Here is a 17,450-nt window from a genome sequence, read left to right as displayed (position 1 = left end):
TCGCGCCAAACGGAACCCACAACCCTCGATGGGCTCAGTTGTCGGGCAGATCTGCCAAGGCAATTGTCCCCGCGCCTGTTTCCGACTAAACCGGCTGAAACCCAGGACAGGCCCCCCCGCGTGAGTGACATACCGAAGACCCCGACGCTTGACCGTGTGACGGTTCCCGCCGACATGAAGGCGCTCTCGGACCGCGAGTTGCGCCGACTTGCCGACGAGCTTCGGTCCGAGACGATCAGCGCCGTCTCGGTCACCGGCGGCCATCTCGGCGCGGGGCTCGGCGTGGTCGAACTCACCGTCGCGCTGCATGCGGTCTTCGACGCACCGCGCGACAAGATCATCTGGGATGTCGGCCACCAGTGCTATCCGCACAAGATCCTGACCGGCCGCCGCGACCGGATCCGGACGCTCCGCCAGAAGGACGGGTTGTCGGGCTTCACCAAACGCTCCGAATCGCCCTACGACCCGTTCGGTGCCGCCCACAGCTCCACCTCGATCTCCGCCGCGCTCGGCTTCGCCGCCGCGCGCGATCTCGGCGGCGACGTCGGCGATGCGGTCGCGGTGATCGGCGACGGCGCGATGTCGGCCGGCATGGCCTACGAGGCGCTGAACAATGCGGGCCATCTGAAGAAGCGGCTTTTCGTCATCCTCAACGACAACGAGATGTCGATCGCGCCCCCGGTCGGGGCGATGTCGAACTATCTTTCCCGCCTCTATGCGGGCGCGCCCTTCCAGGAATTCAAGGCCGCCGCCAAGGGCGCGATCGGCCTCCTGCCAGAGCCGTTCCAGGAAGGCGCCCGCCGCGCGAAGGAGATGCTGAAGGGCATGACCATCGGCGGCACGCTCTTCGAGGAGCTGGGCTTTTCCTATGTCGGCCCGCTCGACGGGCACGATCTCGACCAGCTCCTGCCCGTCCTGCGCACCGCTCATGAGCGTGCGACGGGCCCGGTCCTCATCCATGTGGTGACGAAGAAGGGCAAGGGCTACGCCCCCGCCGAACGCGCCGCCGACAAGGGCCACGCAACCGCGAAGTTTGACATGGTGACGGGCGAGCAGAAGAAAGCCCCGTCGAACGCGCCCTCCTACACCAAGGTCTTCGCGCAGTCGCTGATCCGCGAGGCGGAAGCCGACGACAAGATCGTCGCGGTGACCGCGGCGATGCCTGACGGCACAGGCCTCAACCTCTTCGCCGAACGCTTCCCGAAACGGACCTTCGACGTCGGCATCGCCGAACAGCATGCCGTGACCTTCTCGGCGGGCCTCGCGGCGGCGGGCATGAAGCCCTTCTGCGCGATCTATTCGACCTTCCTGCAGCGCGGCTACGACCAGGTCGTGCACGACGTGGCGATTCAGCGCCTGCCCGTGCGCTTCGCCATCGACCGCGCCGGGCTCGTCGGCGCCGATGGCGCGACCCATGCCGGCGCCTTCGACATCGCCTATCTCTCCAACCTGCCCGATTTCGTGGTCATGGCCGCCGCCGACGAGGCCGAGCTTGTCCACATGGTCGCCACCGCCGCTGAGATCGACGACCGCCCGTCCGCCTTCCGCTACCCGCGCGGCGAAGGCGTCGGCGTCGACATGCCGGAACGCGGCGAGCCGCTGGAAATCGGCCGTGGCCGCGTCGTCGCCGAAGGTGGCCGTGTCGCGATCCTCTCCTTCGGGACGCGGCTGGCCGAGGTCCTGCAGGCGCGCGAAAACCTCGCCGGGCGCGGCCTCGCGCCAACCGTCGCCGATGCCCGCTTCGCCAAGCCGCTCGACCGCGACCTGATCCTGCGGCTCGCAGCAGGACACGAGGCGCTCATCACCGTCGAGGAAGGCGCGATCGGCGGCTTCGGCTCACAGGTCGCCCAGCTTCTCGCTGAGGAAGGCGTCTTCGACCGGGGGATGAAGTTCCGCTCGATGATGCTTCCCGACACCTTCATCGATCAGGCGAGCCCGGCGGACATGTACGCGACCGCCGGCCTCAATGCGCCCGAGATAGAGGCGAAGGTGCTGGAAGTGCTCGGCGTGGCCACGGTGTCCAGCAAGCGCGCCTGACAGACTCTCGTTTTCGGATATCGTTGAAGAACCTTCAAACCGCCGACGGCTTCCGGCGACGCGCACCGCGTCGTAGGCTTGCGAAACCGCTTTCTTAAGGAACGCGCCATGCTTCGCCTAGCCCTCGCCCTCTGGCTCTTTGCCGCGCCGGGGATCGCCCAGACCGCCCCATCCGCCGCCGATATCGCCGGCTATTCCGGCCTTCATCGCGCCGCGTATGAGGGCAACGTGGCCGAAATCGTCCGCCTTGTCGCCGCGGGCGCGGACGTCAATGCGCGCGACCGCCGCCGACGCACGCCGACCATTGTTGCCGCCTTCGCCTCCAATGACGACGCATTGCGGGCATTGGCCGAGGCCGGAGCCGACATGAACGCGCAGGACGAGGTCGGGTACGATGTCGTGACCATCGCCGCCGTCGCGAACGACGCGGACCTCATGTCGCTCGCGATAGGCTTCGGCAACCGGCCCGATCTAATCCACACCAACTGGGACGGCACCGCGCTGATCGCCGCCTCCGAACTTGGCAATCACGACGTGGTCCGCCGCCTGATCGAAGCGGGTTCGCCGCTCGATCACGTCAACAATCTCGGCTGGACCGCGTTGATCGAGGCTGTGGTCCTCGGCGATGGCGGCCCCGACCACCAGAAGACCGTGCGCTACCTGATCGCGGCCGGTGCCGATCCCGACATCGCCGACCGTGAAGGCGTCACACCTCTCGCGCACGCCGAGGCGCGAGGCTTCGCCGAGATCGCCCGGCTGATCCGCAACGCCAATTAGCTCGGGCCATGCATGCATTTCAGCCCGGCGCTCATCGGCCGATCGTTCATTGAATGACTTGCGCCGAATCGTACCCGCGCAGCCCCAAGGGCGCGCGCAGTGCACAGCCCTTGCGGACGGTTCAGGCCTTGTGGCCGCGCTCGATCCGGACGTATTCGCGAAGGCGCTTGGCCTCGGCGCGCTTCACGGGACGCTCGGAAAGCGCCTTGGACGCGGGATGCGTCCCCTCTTCGCCCGAGTTCTTTTCGACCTCGATGAAGTTCTTCAGGCGGCCACCTTCGGGTGATTTGCGGCGGTCGACAGCGTGCCGGCTCATACTCTCCTCCTTAGTCTGGCCTGCGCCTTGCGGCGGGAATAAATCAAAGATGGGGGCGAATCGCGGCGATTGCCACACTTATCGCGTGCGGCGCCTTCAACCTTGGCGCGAATCCGCCAGCCGCCCGAGGGCCCATCGCGCGGCATCCGCGACGGCGGCGTCGGGGTCTCCTGTCAGAGATCTCGCAGTTTCGGCCAAGGCCGGATCGCCCGAATTCCCGATCGCGTAAAGCACGTTCCGGACGAACCGGTCGCGCCCGATCCGCTTCACCGGACTGCCCGAGAACCGCGCGCGGAACCCTGCATCGTCCAGCCCTGCCAACTCCGCGAGCGGCGGCGCGCCCACCCGCGCGGCATAGCCCGTCTCGCGCGCCCGCGCCGCGAACTTGTTCCACGGACAGACCGCCAGGCAGTCGTCGCAGCCGAAGATCCGGTTGCCGAGCAGCGCCCGAAACTCCTCGTCCACGGGCCCCCGGTGCTCGATCGTCAGATACGAGATGCAGCGCCGCGCATCGAGCTCATAGGGCGCCGGAAAGGCCCGCGTCGGACAGATGTCCAGGCACGCCCGGCACGATCCGCAATGGTCGCTCTCGGCCATGTCCTTCGGCAGATCGAGCGTTGTGAAGATCGCGCCCAGAAAGAACCAGTTGCCAAGATCGCGGCTCAGAAGGTTGGTGTGCTTGCCCTGCCACCCGATCCCGGCCGCTTGGGCCAGAGGCTTCTCCATCACCGGTGCGGTATCGACGAAAACCTTGATTTCCGCCGGAACAGAGCCCTTACTCGCCTCATCGATCAGCCAGCGGCCGACCCGTTTCAGCCGCTTCTTGACCAGGTCGTGATAGTCCCGCCCCTGCGCGTAGCAGGACACCGCCGCCCGGCCGCGCGCCTCCAGCATCGCCAGCGGATCGCCCGCGGGCGTATAGACCTCCGCCAGCATGATGACGGTCTTCGCCTCGGGCCAGAGCGCGACCGGATTCCCCCGCCAGCCCATGCGTTCCGCCAGCCAGCCCATCTGCCCGTGCCGTCCCGCCGCGACGAAGGCTTCAAGCCGCCCCGCCGCCTCCGGGATCGCATCGGGCCCGCAGAAACCGACGGCCGAAAACCCCTCGGCCGTGGCGCGGTCCGCGATGCGTGCCTTCAGGGCAAGAAGATCCAAGTCCCCTCCCACTTTCTGTCCGAAAATACTCCACGGGGGTCCGGGGGTGTGAAAACCCCGGCCCGCCGGCAGGGTTCAGAAATCCAGGTCCGCGTAATGCGCCGGCGGCGGGAAACCCGGCACCTGGTCGGCCAGGATCGACCGGAACGAGGGCCGCGACTTGATCTTGGCGTACCAATCCTTGACGGTCTGGCTCCGGTTCCAGTCCACGTCCGAGATGTAGTCGAGGCTCGACAGATGCGCGGCGGCAGCGAAATCGGCCAAGGTCATCTCGTTGCCCGCCAGCCAGCGCCGCTGATCGAGAAGCCAGCTCAAGTAATCGAGGTGATATTTGATCCTGCTCGCGCCCAGCTTCACGTGCTTCGATTCCGGATAGCCCTGGCCCATGACCTTCTTGTTGACCCGCTCGTACAAGAGCTTCGAGGTCACCTCGTCATGGAACTTGTCGTCGAACCATGAACAGAGCCGCCGGACCTCGTATCGCCCCTCGGCATCGGACGGCATCAGCTTGGGATCGGGGATCGTCTCGTCGAGATATTCGCAGATCGCCTGGCTTTCCGACATCACCTTGCCGTTCATCCGCATCACGGGCACCTTGCCGGCAGGGTTGCGGCGCAGGAACTCGGCGCCCTGTTCCCAATAGCGCTCCTCCACAAGTTCCACTTCGACCTTCTTCTCCGCGAGCGTCAGCCGCACCTTGCGGCAGAAGGGCGAGAGGGGAACGTGATAGAGACGGGTCATGGGCACCGCAGCTTTGCCAGAGGTCGCATCCGGTCATAGCGGGGGCGGCACCCGCGTTCAATCCTCGAAACAGGCCGCCCGGCCATCGGCGCGGATCGTCGCCGCCCCATCGGCGATCGCCCGGGCGCGCGACCTCAGGAAGCCCGATGGCCGCGCCGGATTGCGGCCCTTCGGGTCGGGCAGCGCAGCGGCGATCAGCGCCGCCTGTCCCGCGCTGAGATCGGCGGCAGAGGTGCCGAAATAGGCGCGGGCCGCCGCCTCGGCCCCGAAGACGCCCTTTCCGGTCTCGGCCACGTTCAGATAGACCTCGACGATCCGCTTCTTCGTCCAGATCAGCTCGACGACCGGCGTCATCAGCGCCTCGAGCGCCTTGCGCGGCCAGCTTCGCCCCTGCCACAGAAAGACGTTCTTCACGACCTGTTGCGAAAGCGTCGAGGCCCCGCGCCCCGCGCCTTCGTCCAGCGCGGCGCGGATCGCGGCCATGTCGAAGCCCCAGTGGAGGCAGTAATTCGCGTCCTCCGCCGCGACCACCGACCGCGCGAGCGCCGGCGTCATCTCCTCGAGCCTGACCCAGTCGCGCTTGACCCCGCCCTGACGCCAGCTTTCGGCGATCATGTAGGGCGTCATGACGGGGTTCACGAAGGTGAATAGCAGGACGAGCACGAACCACAGCAGCGCCATGCCCGCCGCACCCCGCAAGACCCGCCGAAGCGCGCGCCGCCACAACGGCCGCGCCGGTCCGCGCGGGGCCTTTTTCTTCTTCGCCGTTGTCCGTTTTCCGGTGGTTCTGCTCTTTGCCATTTGCCGCGAGCATAGCCATGCCCGGCCCCACCCGGTCAAGGCGCGGCGCGCGGTTTTTCCGCCCCCGCGTCAGGCGGTCAGCAGGCGCGCCTCCCGCGAGGTGACGACCCGCCGCACCGGCGGAAGAAGCTCTGCCCGGGTTCGCGTGGATAGCTCGGGGAACACCGCGGCGATCTCTTGCCGCAGCGCGCTGTCGTCCTCCAGCATCCAGCTGCCGGGATGGAAGCTCTCGCTCGGCGCGCCCTCGGCATAGATGATCTCGTGCCGGTCGAGGAGGAGGTGCAGGTAGTCGACCTCGGCGACCGGGCAGCGCGCGACCCCCGGCCACCCCAGAAGATGCACCGCCGCGACCAGGACCTCGCTTACGCCGAAATGCAGTTCGGCCCGCCAGCCGCGCACCAGCATCCGGTGCTGCGGCGAGACGGTCAGCGCCAGCGTATTTCCGATCGCGCCGGGCGCGAAGCGGCCGGGGGCGAGGTCGCCGGTGCCGGCGACCCGGCGCGCGCCGATCCAGCGCAACCGCCGCGGCCCGTGATCCATCGTCTCGACCAGATCGCCGGGCCTCAGAGTCTCGACCGGCACCTCGCCGCCCGGCACCCGGATCAGCGTTCCCGGCGTGAAGCACGGAGGCACCGGAAACGGCGCGGGCGTGCTGGCGTCGAGGTCTGATACCCGCAGCTGGGTGTTTCCGTTCTGCAGGTCGGGCGTATCGTCGCCATCGGCGTTCATGTCGATGGCGACGGTCAGGAAGCTTCCGTTCCCAAGGTCGATCCTGACGAAGCCCGCATGCTGTAGCGGGTCGCCCCGCACGTCGCCGTAGCCCAGAAATTGATAGCTCAGGAATGTGACGCCGCCATCGAGCGACACGGCTTCGCCGGTCTGGGCCACACCAAGCAGGTTATCGACATCCTGGAAGATCAGGTTGGATGTCGAGTTGTTGGTGATGTTGATGTTGTTTCCGGTAACGAACGGATCACCGTTCACGTTCTGAGCGGTGAGCGTGAAATTCGCCATACGTCCTTCCTGTGGTCACTGGCATGCGCGCGCCAACGCGCCACGCCCCTTGTGGACGCGAATCAAGGCTGACTGTACCGTGAGTTCCGTGTTCGGTCAGGAAAACGTCGCGTAATCGCTCTACCTTGCGGCGCGCGGCGTCACGCGGCGAGCATCCGCGCCTCCCGCGCCGAAACCACCCGGCGCGCGGGGCGCAGCCGCTCCGAGGGGGGCCGCATCCAGAATCCGGGGAAGATCGCCCCGATTTCCGCCCGAAGAGCGCGATCCTCGTCGAGCATCCGGCTTCCGGGATGGAAGCTCTCACTCGGCGCGCCCTCGGCGAACACGATCTCGTGCCGGTCGAGGAGGAGGTGGACGTATGCGACTTCCGTCATCGGGCAGCGGTCGACCCCTGCAAGCCCCAGAAGGTGAATTGCTGCGGCCAGAACCTCGTCCTCGCCGAAGTGCAATTCCGCCAGCCAGCCGCGCACCAGCATCCGGTGCTGAGGCGAGACAAGCAAAGGCCGGTCGTTGCCGAGCGCGCCCGCCGCGAAGCGCACCGGGGCGAACACGCCACCGCCCGCGACGCGGCGGCCCCCGATCCAGCGCACCGGCTGCGGGCCGTTGTCCAATGTTTCGACCAGGTCGCCGGGCCTCAGACTCTCGACCGGCGCCTCGCCGCCCGGAACACGGATCAGGGTACCAGACGTAAAGCAGACCGGCACGGGAAACGGGGCGGACGAGCTGGCGTCAAGATCGGAGACCCGCAGTTGGGTGTTTCCGTTCTTCAGGTCGGGCGTGTTGTCCCCATCGGCGTTCATGTCAATGGCGACTGTCAGGAATTTTCCGTTGCCGAGCGCGATCCGGACGAATCCCGCCCGCTGGAGTGGATCGCCGCGCACGTTCCCGTAGCCAAGGAACTGGTAGTTCAGGAAAGTGTTGCCGCCATCGAGTGACACCTGCTCTCCAGACTGCGGCACTCCGAGCCTGTTGTCGATATCGCGAAAGACCAACGACGTAAGCGAGTTGCTGATATTGATCTTGCCGTTGGAAGGGAACGGGTCACCGTTCACGTTCTGAGCGGTGATCGCAAACGTCGCCATGTTGCCTTCGCACCGAATCCCGAGGGCGACGGGCGGACCCGTCATCAAGGCGGATCGTGCCGCGCAATTATGTCAAGATTTGGTTGCATTGGTGAAGCAATCCGCACCGGTCGGAGCGCCCCCCGGGCTTGCGCGGCGCTCCGACCCTTCGTGCGAATAGACCCTATTCTGCCGGAACGGCCTCCGTGTCGGCGCTGAGCGGATGTGAAAGATGCTGCAGCATCTCCTTCGGGCAGACCTGGATGAAGTTCGCCCGCTCGCCCGTCCAGTGCTGCAGGATCCCCTTCGCCTTTAGGCTGCCCGTCTCGGCCGCGTGGCGCTCGACCAGCCCCTTCAGCTCCGCCTCCCAGTGCGGGTGGCTGACCGCGCAGGTAACGAGCGAGTCGATGTTCATCAGCTCCTCCGCCTCGCCGTCGGGGTCATAGACATAGGCCATGCCGCCCGTCATGCCCGCGCCGAAGTTCGTGCCGATCCTGCCGAGGATCACCGCGATCCCGCCGGTCATGTATTCGCAGCCGTTGGATCCGCATCCCTCGATCACCACCGTCGCGCCGGAATTCCGGACCGCGAAGCGCTCGCCCGCCCGACCGGCGGCGAAGAGATAGCCGTCGGTCGCGCCGTAAAGCACGGTGTTGCCGATGATCGTGTTCTCCGACGCCTCCAACGGCGACACCATCGGCGGGCGCACGACGATCATCCCGCCCGAAAGGCCCTTGCCGACATAGTCGTTGGCATCGCCCGAAACCTCCAGCTTCAGCCCCGGCGCCGCGAACGCCCCCAAGGACTGGCCGCAGGACCCGGTCAGCTTCACCGTCAGATGATCGGGCTGAAGCGCGTTGTTCATCCCGAACTTCTTGACGATCAGCGACGAGGCGCGCGTCCCGATGGTGCGGTGCGTGTTCCGGACCGCGTAGCTGAGCTGCATCTTCTCGCCATCCTCGAAGAACCGCGCACCGTCGCGGATGATCTCGGAATCGAGCGTATCGGGCACCGCGTTCCGCGGCTTCGACCGGTCATAGACGATCCGGTCCGCGCCATCGACGGTGATCAGCAGGGGATTGAGGTCAAGGTCGTCGAGATGGGCCGAACCTCGGCTCACCTGGCTCAGGAGATCCGCGCGCCCGATGATCTCGTCGAGCGACCGCGCCCCGATCTGGCTCAGGATCTCGCGCACCTCCTGGGCATAGAACCCGATCAGGTTGACCACCTTGTCCGCCGAGCCGGTAAACTTCGCGCGAAGGCGCTCGTCCTGGGTGCAGACGCCGACCGGGCAGGTGTTCGACTGGCACTGGCGCACCATGATGCAGCCCATCGCTATGAGCGCGGCGGTGCCGATGCCGTATTCCTCGGCCCCCATCATCGCGGCGATGACGATGTCGCGCCCGGTGCGCAGGCCGCCATCGGTCCTGAGCGTGATCCGGTCGCGGAGCTTGTTCATCGCGAGCACCTGATGCGCCTCGGTCAGGCCCATTTCCCACGGCAGGCCGGCATATTTGATCGAGGTCGCGGGGCTCGCCCCGGTACCGCCGTTATGGCCCGAGATCAGGATCACGTCGGCCTTGGCCTTGGCTACCCCGGCGGTGATCGTGCCGACGCCCGACGAGGCCACCAGCTTGACCGTCACCTTGGCGCGCGGGTTGATCTGCTTCAGGTCGTAGATCAGCTGCGCTAGGTCCTCGATCGAGTAGATGTCGTGATGCGGCGGCGGCGAAATGAGCGTGACACCCGGCGTCGAATGCCTGAGCCGCGCGATCAGCTTCGTCACCTTCATCCCCGGAAGCTGGCCGCCCTCGCCGGGCTTTGCGCCCTGCGCCACCTTGATCTCCAGCTCCTCGCAGGCGTTGAGGTAGTCCGCCGTCACGCCGAAACGTCCCGACGCCACCTGCTTGATCTTGGCCGAGGGGTTGTCGCCGTTCGGCTCCGGTACGAAATGCGCCGGGTCCTCGCCGCCTTCGCCGGAATCCGACTTCGCGCCGATCCGGTTCATCGCGATGTTCAGCGTCTTGTGCGCCTCGGGGCTGAGCGCCCCCAGGGACATGCCCGGCGTCACGAACCGCTTGCGGATCGAGGTGATCGATTCCACTTCCTCGATCGGCACCGGCCTGCTCAGCGGCTTGATGTCCAAAAGATCGCGCAGGTGGATCGGCGGGTTGGACCGCATCGCTGCGGAGTACTTCTTCCACATGTCGTAGGACGCGCGGTCGCAGGCCGATTGCAGCAGGTGCATCGTCGTCGCTTCCCAGGCATGTTTCTCGCCCGACCGGCGCGCCTTGTAGAATCCGCCGACCGGCACGACATCCGTGCCGCCCTTCCAGCCCCGCGCATGGATTTCCTCAAGCTTGTGCTGGATGCCGCTGATTCCGATCCCCGAGATGCGGGAATGCATGCCGGGGAAATACTCGGCGCAGAGCGCCCGGCTCAGACCCACGGCCTCGAAGTTCAGCCCGCCGCGATAGGACGAGATGACCGAGATACCCATCTTCGACATGATCTTCAGAAGCCCTTGGTCGATCGCCTCGCGGTAGCGCCGCATCGCATCGATGAGCGTGCCTTCGATCAGCCCGCGACGCAGCCGGTCGGCGATCGAATCCTGTGCGAGATAGGCGTTGACCGTCGTCGCCCCACAGCCGATCAGCACCGCGAAATAGTGCGGATCGATGCATTCGGCCGCGCGCACGTTGACCGAGCAGAAGGTCCGAAGCCCCTTTCGCGTCAGCCAGCTATGCACCGCACTCGTCGCGAGGATCATCGGCATCGGCACCTTGGCCGGCCCCTGATGCTGATCCGTCAGTACGATATGGCCCGCCCCCGACCGCACGGCATCCTCGGCCTCCGCCCGGATGCGTTCCAGCCCCGTCTTCAACGAGTCGGGCTCGCCGCCCGCTGCGAAAGTGCAGTCGATATGGGCGACGTTGTCACCGAACTGGCGCACCATCTCGTCGAACTCGGCATTCGCGATGAACGGGCTTTCCAGAACGAGGATCTCGGTCTGGCTCGAATCCTCGTCCAGCACGTTCTTGAGATTGCCGAACCGGGTCTTCAGGCTCATCACCCGGCTTTCGCGAAGCGAGTCGATGGGCGGGTTCGTGACCTGGCTGAAGTTCTGCCGGAAGAAGTGGGAAAGCGGCCGGTACATCTTCGACAGCACCGCCGCCGGCGTGTCGTCGCCCATCGACGCCACCATTTCCTTGCCGTCTTCCGCCATCGGCGCGAGCACCTGCTCAAGCTCTTCCAGCGAATAACCCGCCGCGATCTGGCGCTTTCGTAGCTCCGCGCCCTCGAACAGCGCCGCTTCCGGCACGTCGTGCATCATCGCGTTAAGGTCGACGACCTTCGCCAGCCAGTCCGCATAGGGCTGCGCGCCGGCGAGTTTGTCCTTCATTTCGGCGTCGTGGTAGAGCCTGCCCTCGACCATGTCGACGGCAATCATCTGCCCGGGCCCGAGTGCGCCCTTCTCGCGCACCACCGCCTCGTCGACCGGCACCATGCCGACCTCCGACCCGGCGATCAGCAGCCCGTCGCCGGTGACGACGTAGCGCATGGGCCTGAGCCCGTTGCGGTCGAGCCCGCCGCAGACCCAGCGGCCATCGGTCATCGCCAAGGCCGCCGGCCCGTCCCAGGGCTCCATCACCGCGTTGCAATAGGCATACATGTCCTGCCAGGCTTTCGGCATCTCGACGGCCGACTTGGACCACGCCTCGGGCACCAGCATCGTCTTCGCCATCGGCGCGTTGCGGCCCGCACGAACCAGCACCTCGAAGACCGCGTCCAGGGCCGCCGAATCCGACGAGCCCTGCGCGACGATCGGCTTGATGTCCTCCGCCTGCTCGCCGAACGCGGTCGACGCCATGCGGATCTCGTGGCTCTTCAACCAGTTGAGATTGCCCTTCAGCGTGTTGATTTCGCCGTTATGGGCGAGCATGCGGAACGGCTGGGCCAGCCACCATTGCGGGAAGGTGTTGGTCGAATAGCGCTGGTGATAGATCGCAAATGCGCTCTCGAACCGCTCGTCCTTCAGGTCGGGATAGAACTCGGCCACCTGTTCGGCCAGCATCATTCCCTTGTAGATAATCGACCGGCACGACAGCGAGCAGAGATACATCCCGGCAATCCCCGCATTCGCCGCCGCCTTCTCGATCCGCCGGCGGATGATGTACAGGTCGCGCTCGAAGGTCTCCTCGTCGACGTCCTTGGAATTCTTGATCAGGATCTGCTCAATCTCGGGCCGCGTCGCATTGGCCTTCTCGCCGAGGACGTCGGTGTTCACCGGCACATGCCGCCAGCCGTAGATATAGTAGCCCATGCGGAGGACCTCGGTCTCCACGATGGTCCGGCAGGTCTCCTGCGCGCCAAAGTCGGTGCGCGGCAGGAAGACCTGGCCCACCGCGATCAGCGCCTTCAGGTCCGGCTCGTGCCCGGTGCGACGGATCTGGTCGTAGAAGAACGGCACCGGGATCTGGACATGGATGCCCGCCCCGTCGCCGGTCTTGCCGTCGGCATCGACCGCGCCGCGGTGCCACACCGCCTTCAGGGCGTCGATCCCGTTTTCCACGACCTTCCGGCTCGCCTTGCCGCTCAAGGACACGACGAGCCCGACGCCGCAGGACGAACGCTCATCCTCGCCGCGATAGAGACTATTTTCAGCCATCCACGCCCGCCTCGTTTCCTCGGCGGCGGCCCAGGTGTTGTCATACTCGGTCATGGCAGGTCTCCGGTAAGATGGGCGTTCTTCACTTCATATTCGGCGCGCGTCGCGCGAGCATGGTCGCCAGCGAGGCTCACACAGGCCAGCGCCCGGTCGGTGTAGATCTCGCTCCGCAGCGGAAAGCCGCGCGCGTCGTCGAAAAGGCCGGGCATCAGCTCGTAATCGGCATCCTCGCGGTCCGTGTCGCGCATCCACAGGTGCGAGCCGCAGGTGCCGCAGAAGGCGCGCTCGGCGAACTCCGACGACTGGTGCCGCACGACCGGACCCTCGGCGTGAAAGCCCTCGGGCTTGCCGCTGAGGCTCAGGAACAGCCCGCCCGACCAGCGCTGGCACATCCGGCAATGGCAAGCCTCCACGCGGGTCTCATGTTCGGCGACGCGCAGCCGGACGGCGCCGCAGAGGCAGCGGCCCTCGATCATGGCCGCACCTCGGTCATCATCATGTCGCAGCCGAATTGCGGCTTGGTCTCGAGGTACCCGGCCTGGCCGGGAAAGGCGAAGGTCACCGGCGTGTCGTCGACGTCCGTGCGCTCGCCCTCGGGGCTCTCGAACACTTCGCGGTCGGCGAAGAAGATACGCCAGTCGCGATGGATAAGCTGCTGGCCCGACCGCCGCCAGAGCGTCGCCCCGTCCATGTCGCGCGCCGTCAGGTCAAAGCGGGTGCGCTCCAGTTCCACCCCGTCGATCTCGACCTTGTCACCGGGCAGCTGGTCGTAGCCGGTATAGCGCACCACCTCGGCCATATCGCTTTCGGTCATGAAATCGTAGTCATCGCGCCCGGTGGCCAGAAGCGTCGTGAATGAGGCGGGATCGGATTCCGAGACAAGCTCGTCGCGCTCGCCCGAGATCAGTGAATAGCTTTCGACCCAGCGCGTCTCGCTGTCGATGCGGTTCATGTAGTAGGGCCCGTCGGAATCGAGATAGACCGCCCACTGGTCGCCCGGCGGATCGCCCGCGCAGCGGTAGTGTTGCGAGACCTGGCAGCTCTTCATCTGGACGGTGACATAGACGTTGCATCCTTCGGGCGGCGCGAACTTGCCCGCGGCATAGGCGGGAACAGCCGCGACAAGCGCTGCGACGCCCGCACTGATGATCTTGCCCAACCAGTTCACGTTCAGACTTCCTTCATGCTCCGAGTCAGCCTTGCTGACCTATTGACCTTTCGCCCCGCTTCGTGCGCCCGACACGTGTGGGGACGGATGCCATACGCCTGGGGTACGAAAACCAGACACTGACCACCCGCCGATTTCGGCCCGCCGCAAGCGTTAGCCTATTCTACTCCGCCGCCACCGCCTGCGTCTCCGACAAATAGTCGAGAACGCTTTCGGCCGCCTCGCGTCCGTCGCGGATCGCCCAGACGACGAGCGACGCGCCGCGCACGATGTCGCCGACCGCGAAGACCCCTGGCAGGCTCGTTGCGTGGCTGCGGAAATCGGCCTTCACCGTGCCCCAGCGCGTCACTTCAAGCCCCTCGGTGTTCCAGAGCTTCGGCAGGTCCTCCGCCTCGAATCCGAGCGCTTTGATCACCAGGTCGGCGTCTTCGACATAATCGGCGCCCTCGATTAGCTCGGGCGCCTGCCGCCCGCTCGCATCCGGCGCGCCGAGGCGCATCTTCTGCACCATGACACCCTCGACAGAGCCGTCCGCCGTGAACCCTTTCGGTGCGGTCAGCCAGACGAACTCAACCCCTTCCTCCTCGGCATTGGCGACCTCGCGCTGCGAACCCGGCATGTTGGCACGGTCGCGGCGGTAGAGACACTTCACCGATTGCGCCCCCTGCCGGATCGCCGTGCGCACGCAGTCCATCGCCGTGTCGCCGCCGCCGATCACCACGACGCGCTTGCCCTTGGCGTCGAGTTCGCCCGAGTCGAATTCCGGCACTTCGTCGCCGAACGACTTGCGGTTCGAGGCGGTCAGGTAGTCGATCGCCTTCACGATCCCCGAAGCACCCGATCCCGGGGCCTGCAGGTCGCGGCTCTTGTAGACGCCGGTCGCGATGATCACGGCGTCATGCTTGCCCCGAATCGCGTCAAAGCTGATGTCCTCTCCGACATTGCAGTTCAGCTCGAACTCGACGCCGCCATCCTGAAGCTGCTTGTTGCGCTGCATGACGATATCCTTTTCCAGCTTGAAGCCGGGGATGCCGTAAGTCATGAGCCCGCCCGAGCGGTCGTAGCGGTCGTAGACCGTGACCTGCACGCCCTGCCGACGAAGCACGTCGGCGGCGGCAAGGCCGCCCGGCCCAGCGCCGATGATGCCGACGCTTTCGGGCCGGTCCTCGCGCGGCTTGATCGGCTTGACCCAGCCGCTGTCCCAGGCAGTGTCGGTCAGGTATTTCTCGATCGCGCCGATCGTCACCGTGCCGTGGCCCGAGATCTCGATCACGCAGTTGCCTTCGCAAAGCCGGTCCTGCGGGCAGATGCGGCCGCAGATCTCCGGGAAGGTGTTGGTTGCCTGGCTCAGCTCATAGGCTTCCTGCAACCGGCCTTCCGCGGTCAGCCTGAGCCAGTCGGGAATGTTGTTGTGCAAGGGGCAATGCGTCTGGCAATAGGGCACGCCGCATTGGCTGCACCGACCGGCCTGCTCGGCCGCCTTGACCGCGGCGTACTCCCTGTAGATTTCGCTGAAATCCTGGGAGCGCACATTGGCGTCGCGCTTCTCCGGCATCTCGCGGGAGACCGTCACGAATTTCAGCATGCGATTGGTCGCCATGTGCATCACTTCCGACAGGGAAAACAGTCCGATCTTGCTACTCTCACGAGGCACAAAATAAAAGTCAGTATTAGTGACTTGTTTTGCGGTTTTTTCAGCTTTGACAGACGAAGGGCAAAGTTTCTGACCCATTTTAGGTCAAATCGGTTTACCTATCTCTTAGAAACCGGCGCCCAGAGCCACCAGGACACCGGTCCCGACGATGATTCGCCACCAGCCGAACAGCGCATAGCCGTGCCGGCTGACATAGCCGAGCAACCACCTGACGACGAGGATAGCAGCCACGAAGGCGGCGGCGAAGCCGATAGCGATCTCGCCCACGGCGCTCAGGTCCAGGACGTCGCGGTTCTTGTAGAGGTCATAGGCGAAGGCGCCGGCCATCGTCGGCATCGACAGGAAGAACGAGAACTCCGCGGCCGCCCGCTTGTCCGCGCCGAACGCCAGCGCGCCGACGATCGTCGCGCCGGACCGCGACACGCCGGGGATCATGGCGAGACACTGGATCACGCCGATCCCCAAGGCCATCGGCAGCGGAAACCGTTCGGCATCGTGGTGCCGCGGGGTCAGCGGAAGGCGGTCGACCACGAGAAGAACACAGCCACCGAGGATCAGCATCGAGGCTATGAGGCGCGGGCTTTCAAAGAGCACTTCCTTTATGAACCCATGCGCCAGGACGCCAACGACGACCGCCGGAAAGAACGCCAGCAGCACCGACCCGGCGAAGCGCCGCGCGTGCGGGTCATGTGGCAGGTCGACCAAAGTGCGCCCGATCTTGGCCGCATAGACCCCGATCACGGCCAGCACGGCACCCAGCTGGATCACAACCTCGAAGGTCTTGCCCGCGCTCTCGAATCCAAGGAAATGGCCCGCAAGCAGGATGTGCCCGGTCGAGGAGACGGGGATGAACTCCGTCAGGCCCTCGAGAAGCCCCAGCGCCAAGGCGGTCAGTGTCGTGTCGCTCATCCCGGGGGTCCTTTTCTGCGCCGCCTGCCTTCGCCGGCGACAGCATTAGGACCCCCAGCCACGCAAGACAAGGCACCCGGGCAAGCGCTGGTCCCGGCGTCAGCGCGCGGAGGCGAGCTGCGCGGCTTCCGGTGACTCGATTCTGGGCGGCACCCGATGCAGCGCTATCCCGTAGTCGGTCAGATCGAGATAATGCCCCGCGATCTCGGCCAGCTTGCGATTGCTCGCATCGAAGCGTCCCTCGAAGGTCTGCTCCACGTAGCGTGAAACCGGGTGCAGATCCTTCATCAGCCACGAAAAGGGCGGCCGCCGCAGGATGTATCCGACGATGCGATAAAAGCCCATGGGCGTTGTGCCAATGCGGATCGTCGGAGCGGGCGTGAGCACGCTTTTCTGGAACTTGTTGATCCGCCTGAGGATCGGAACCGCATATTCGGGATAGCTCGGCGCATAGACCGCGCGACGGGTGGGCAGCACGCCGTCGAACTCCCGGTTGCCGGCAAACCCTGCCAGCCGCCGTGTCGCGCCGTCCATGTCGGCGGCCAGGCTTTCTTGCGTGACAACGTGAACGTTTTCTTCCCCGAACAGCTCCTGATAGAGGCCGATCAGGCGGTGATACTCGAAATGCTCGGGCCGGAACCCATGAAAGCCGAGTTCCGGATCGCCCGCGAAGAACAGCTGCGGACTCATGGTGCCGCCGCGCAGCAGGTATTGCATGTAGACCGAAGTCAGAATGCGCGTCTGCGACCGGACAGAGATCAGGATTCGTGCGTCGGGGGCGATTGCCTTCAGACGGCGGGCGTAGTCGTCGCTCGCCATGCCGCCGAAGAACGGGTGGCCGGACAGGATCTCGGACGAGATCACGGGCACCTTGCCTTCGGGAACCTCCGCCATGCCGTCGCGGATAACTTCCTGCATTCCCGCGGGATCGAAGAGCAGACCGTGCGGCGCAACTACATGGCGCCAAACTTCGGCATGGCGCGCAATCTGAAAGTATCCATGCTCGGGCACGAACAGTCGCTGCTGCATCCAAGACGTCGCCGTCTTGTGATAGCCAATATGCAGCAAAAGCCGCTCAGCCATGCTGAAACCCTTCCCACAAATACCTTCTGCCAACTGGGCGACAGTGTCGTTCAAAGGTTAGATCA

At 65.7% G+C, this 17,450-nt stretch carries 14 protein-coding genes; 2 read left to right on the top strand and 12 right to left on the bottom strand.

The window, feature by feature from the left end; genetic code table 11:
- Window positions 1-120 precede the first annotated feature (120 nt).
- Both dxs and DEA8626_RS13305 read left to right on the top strand, forming a co-directional pair.
- Window positions 121-2,037, top strand: coding sequence for a 1-deoxy-D-xylulose-5-phosphate synthase (gene dxs / locus DEA8626_RS13310; RefSeq protein WP_108853725.1), 1,917 nt, complete (start codon window positions 121-123; stop codon window positions 2,035-2,037).
- A gap of 108 nt (window positions 2,038-2,145) precedes the next feature.
- Complete coding sequence (locus DEA8626_RS13305; RefSeq protein WP_108853724.1) at window positions 2,146-2,814, top strand: ankyrin repeat domain-containing protein; 669 nt, start codon at window positions 2,146-2,148, stop codon at window positions 2,812-2,814.
- Window positions 2,815-2,935: 121 nt separating this feature from the next.
- On the opposite strand, the gene DEA8626_RS13300 is transcribed toward DEA8626_RS13305, so the two are convergent.
- The 12 genes from DEA8626_RS13300 to DEA8626_RS13245 all read right to left on the bottom strand — a co-directional run bounded on the left by DEA8626_RS13300 (window position 2,936) and on the right by DEA8626_RS13245 (window position 17,385).
- Window positions 2,936-3,130, bottom strand: coding sequence for a hypothetical protein (locus DEA8626_RS13300; protein ID WP_108853723.1), 195 nt, complete (start codon window positions 3,128-3,130; stop codon window positions 2,936-2,938).
- A gap of 96 nt (window positions 3,131-3,226) precedes the next feature.
- On the bottom strand, window positions 3,227-4,285 hold the full coding sequence (gene queG / locus DEA8626_RS13295; RefSeq protein WP_245890862.1) for a tRNA epoxyqueuosine(34) reductase QueG: 1,059 nt from the start codon (window positions 4,283-4,285) through the stop codon (window positions 3,227-3,229).
- Window positions 4,286-4,360: 75 nt separating this feature from the next.
- Complete coding sequence (fzlA, locus tag DEA8626_RS13290) at window positions 4,361-5,026, bottom strand: FtsZ-binding protein FzlA (protein ID WP_108853722.1); 666 nt, start codon at window positions 5,024-5,026, stop codon at window positions 4,361-4,363.
- A 57-nt stretch (window positions 5,027-5,083) separates the two neighbouring features.
- The gene (gene mtgA, locus DEA8626_RS13285) at window positions 5,084-5,827 is read right to left on the bottom strand and encodes a monofunctional biosynthetic peptidoglycan transglycosylase (protein ID WP_108853721.1); all 744 of its coding nucleotides are present in this window, start codon (window positions 5,825-5,827) and stop codon (window positions 5,084-5,086) included.
- A gap of 69 nt (window positions 5,828-5,896) precedes the next feature.
- On the bottom strand, window positions 5,897-6,841 hold the full coding sequence (locus DEA8626_RS13280; RefSeq protein WP_108853720.1) for a Hint domain-containing protein: 945 nt from the start codon (window positions 6,839-6,841) through the stop codon (window positions 5,897-5,899).
- A gap of 140 nt (window positions 6,842-6,981) precedes the next feature.
- Window positions 6,982-7,923, bottom strand: a complete 942-nt coding sequence (locus tag DEA8626_RS13275; protein WP_245890861.1) for a Hint domain-containing protein — start codon at window positions 7,921-7,923, stop codon at window positions 6,982-6,984.
- Between the two features lie 163 nt (window positions 7,924-8,086).
- A complete protein-coding gene (gltB, locus tag DEA8626_RS13270; RefSeq protein WP_108853719.1) occupies window positions 8,087-12,625 on the bottom strand; it encodes a glutamate synthase large subunit in 4,539 nt (1,512 codons plus the stop codon).
- Window positions 12,622-13,047 (bottom strand): GFA family protein, encoded by a 426-nt coding sequence (locus tag DEA8626_RS13265; RefSeq protein WP_108853718.1) that lies wholly within the window; start codon window positions 13,045-13,047, stop codon window positions 12,622-12,624. The genes gltB and DEA8626_RS13265 overlap by 4 nt, the downstream gene beginning before the upstream one ends.
- Window positions 13,044-13,739, bottom strand: coding sequence for a hypothetical protein (locus DEA8626_RS13260; RefSeq protein WP_108853717.1), 696 nt, complete (start codon window positions 13,737-13,739; stop codon window positions 13,044-13,046). The genes DEA8626_RS13265 and DEA8626_RS13260 overlap by 4 nt, the downstream gene beginning before the upstream one ends.
- A 163-nt stretch (window positions 13,740-13,902) precedes the next feature.
- Window positions 13,903-15,339, bottom strand: a complete 1,437-nt coding sequence (locus tag DEA8626_RS13255; RefSeq protein ID WP_108853716.1) for an NAD(P)-dependent oxidoreductase — start codon at window positions 15,337-15,339, stop codon at window positions 13,903-13,905.
- Between the two features lie 159 nt (window positions 15,340-15,498).
- Window positions 15,499-16,302 (bottom strand): undecaprenyl-diphosphate phosphatase, encoded by an 804-nt coding sequence (locus DEA8626_RS13250; RefSeq protein WP_108853715.1) that lies wholly within the window; start codon window positions 16,300-16,302, stop codon window positions 15,499-15,501.
- 99 nt (window positions 16,303-16,401) lie between these two features.
- Window positions 16,402-17,385 carry a hypothetical protein gene (locus DEA8626_RS13245; protein WP_108853714.1) on the bottom strand — a complete coding sequence of 328 codons (984 nt, stop codon included), beginning with the start codon at window positions 17,383-17,385 and terminating at the stop codon, window positions 16,402-16,404.
- Window positions 17,386-17,450: the final 65 nt, after the last annotated feature.

Source organism: Defluviimonas aquaemixtae (genome assembly GCF_900302475.1).
Lineage (GTDB): Bacteria > Pseudomonadota > Alphaproteobacteria > Rhodobacterales > Rhodobacteraceae > Albidovulum > Albidovulum aquaemixtae.
This window is presented reverse-complemented; position numbering and strand designations above follow the sequence as displayed.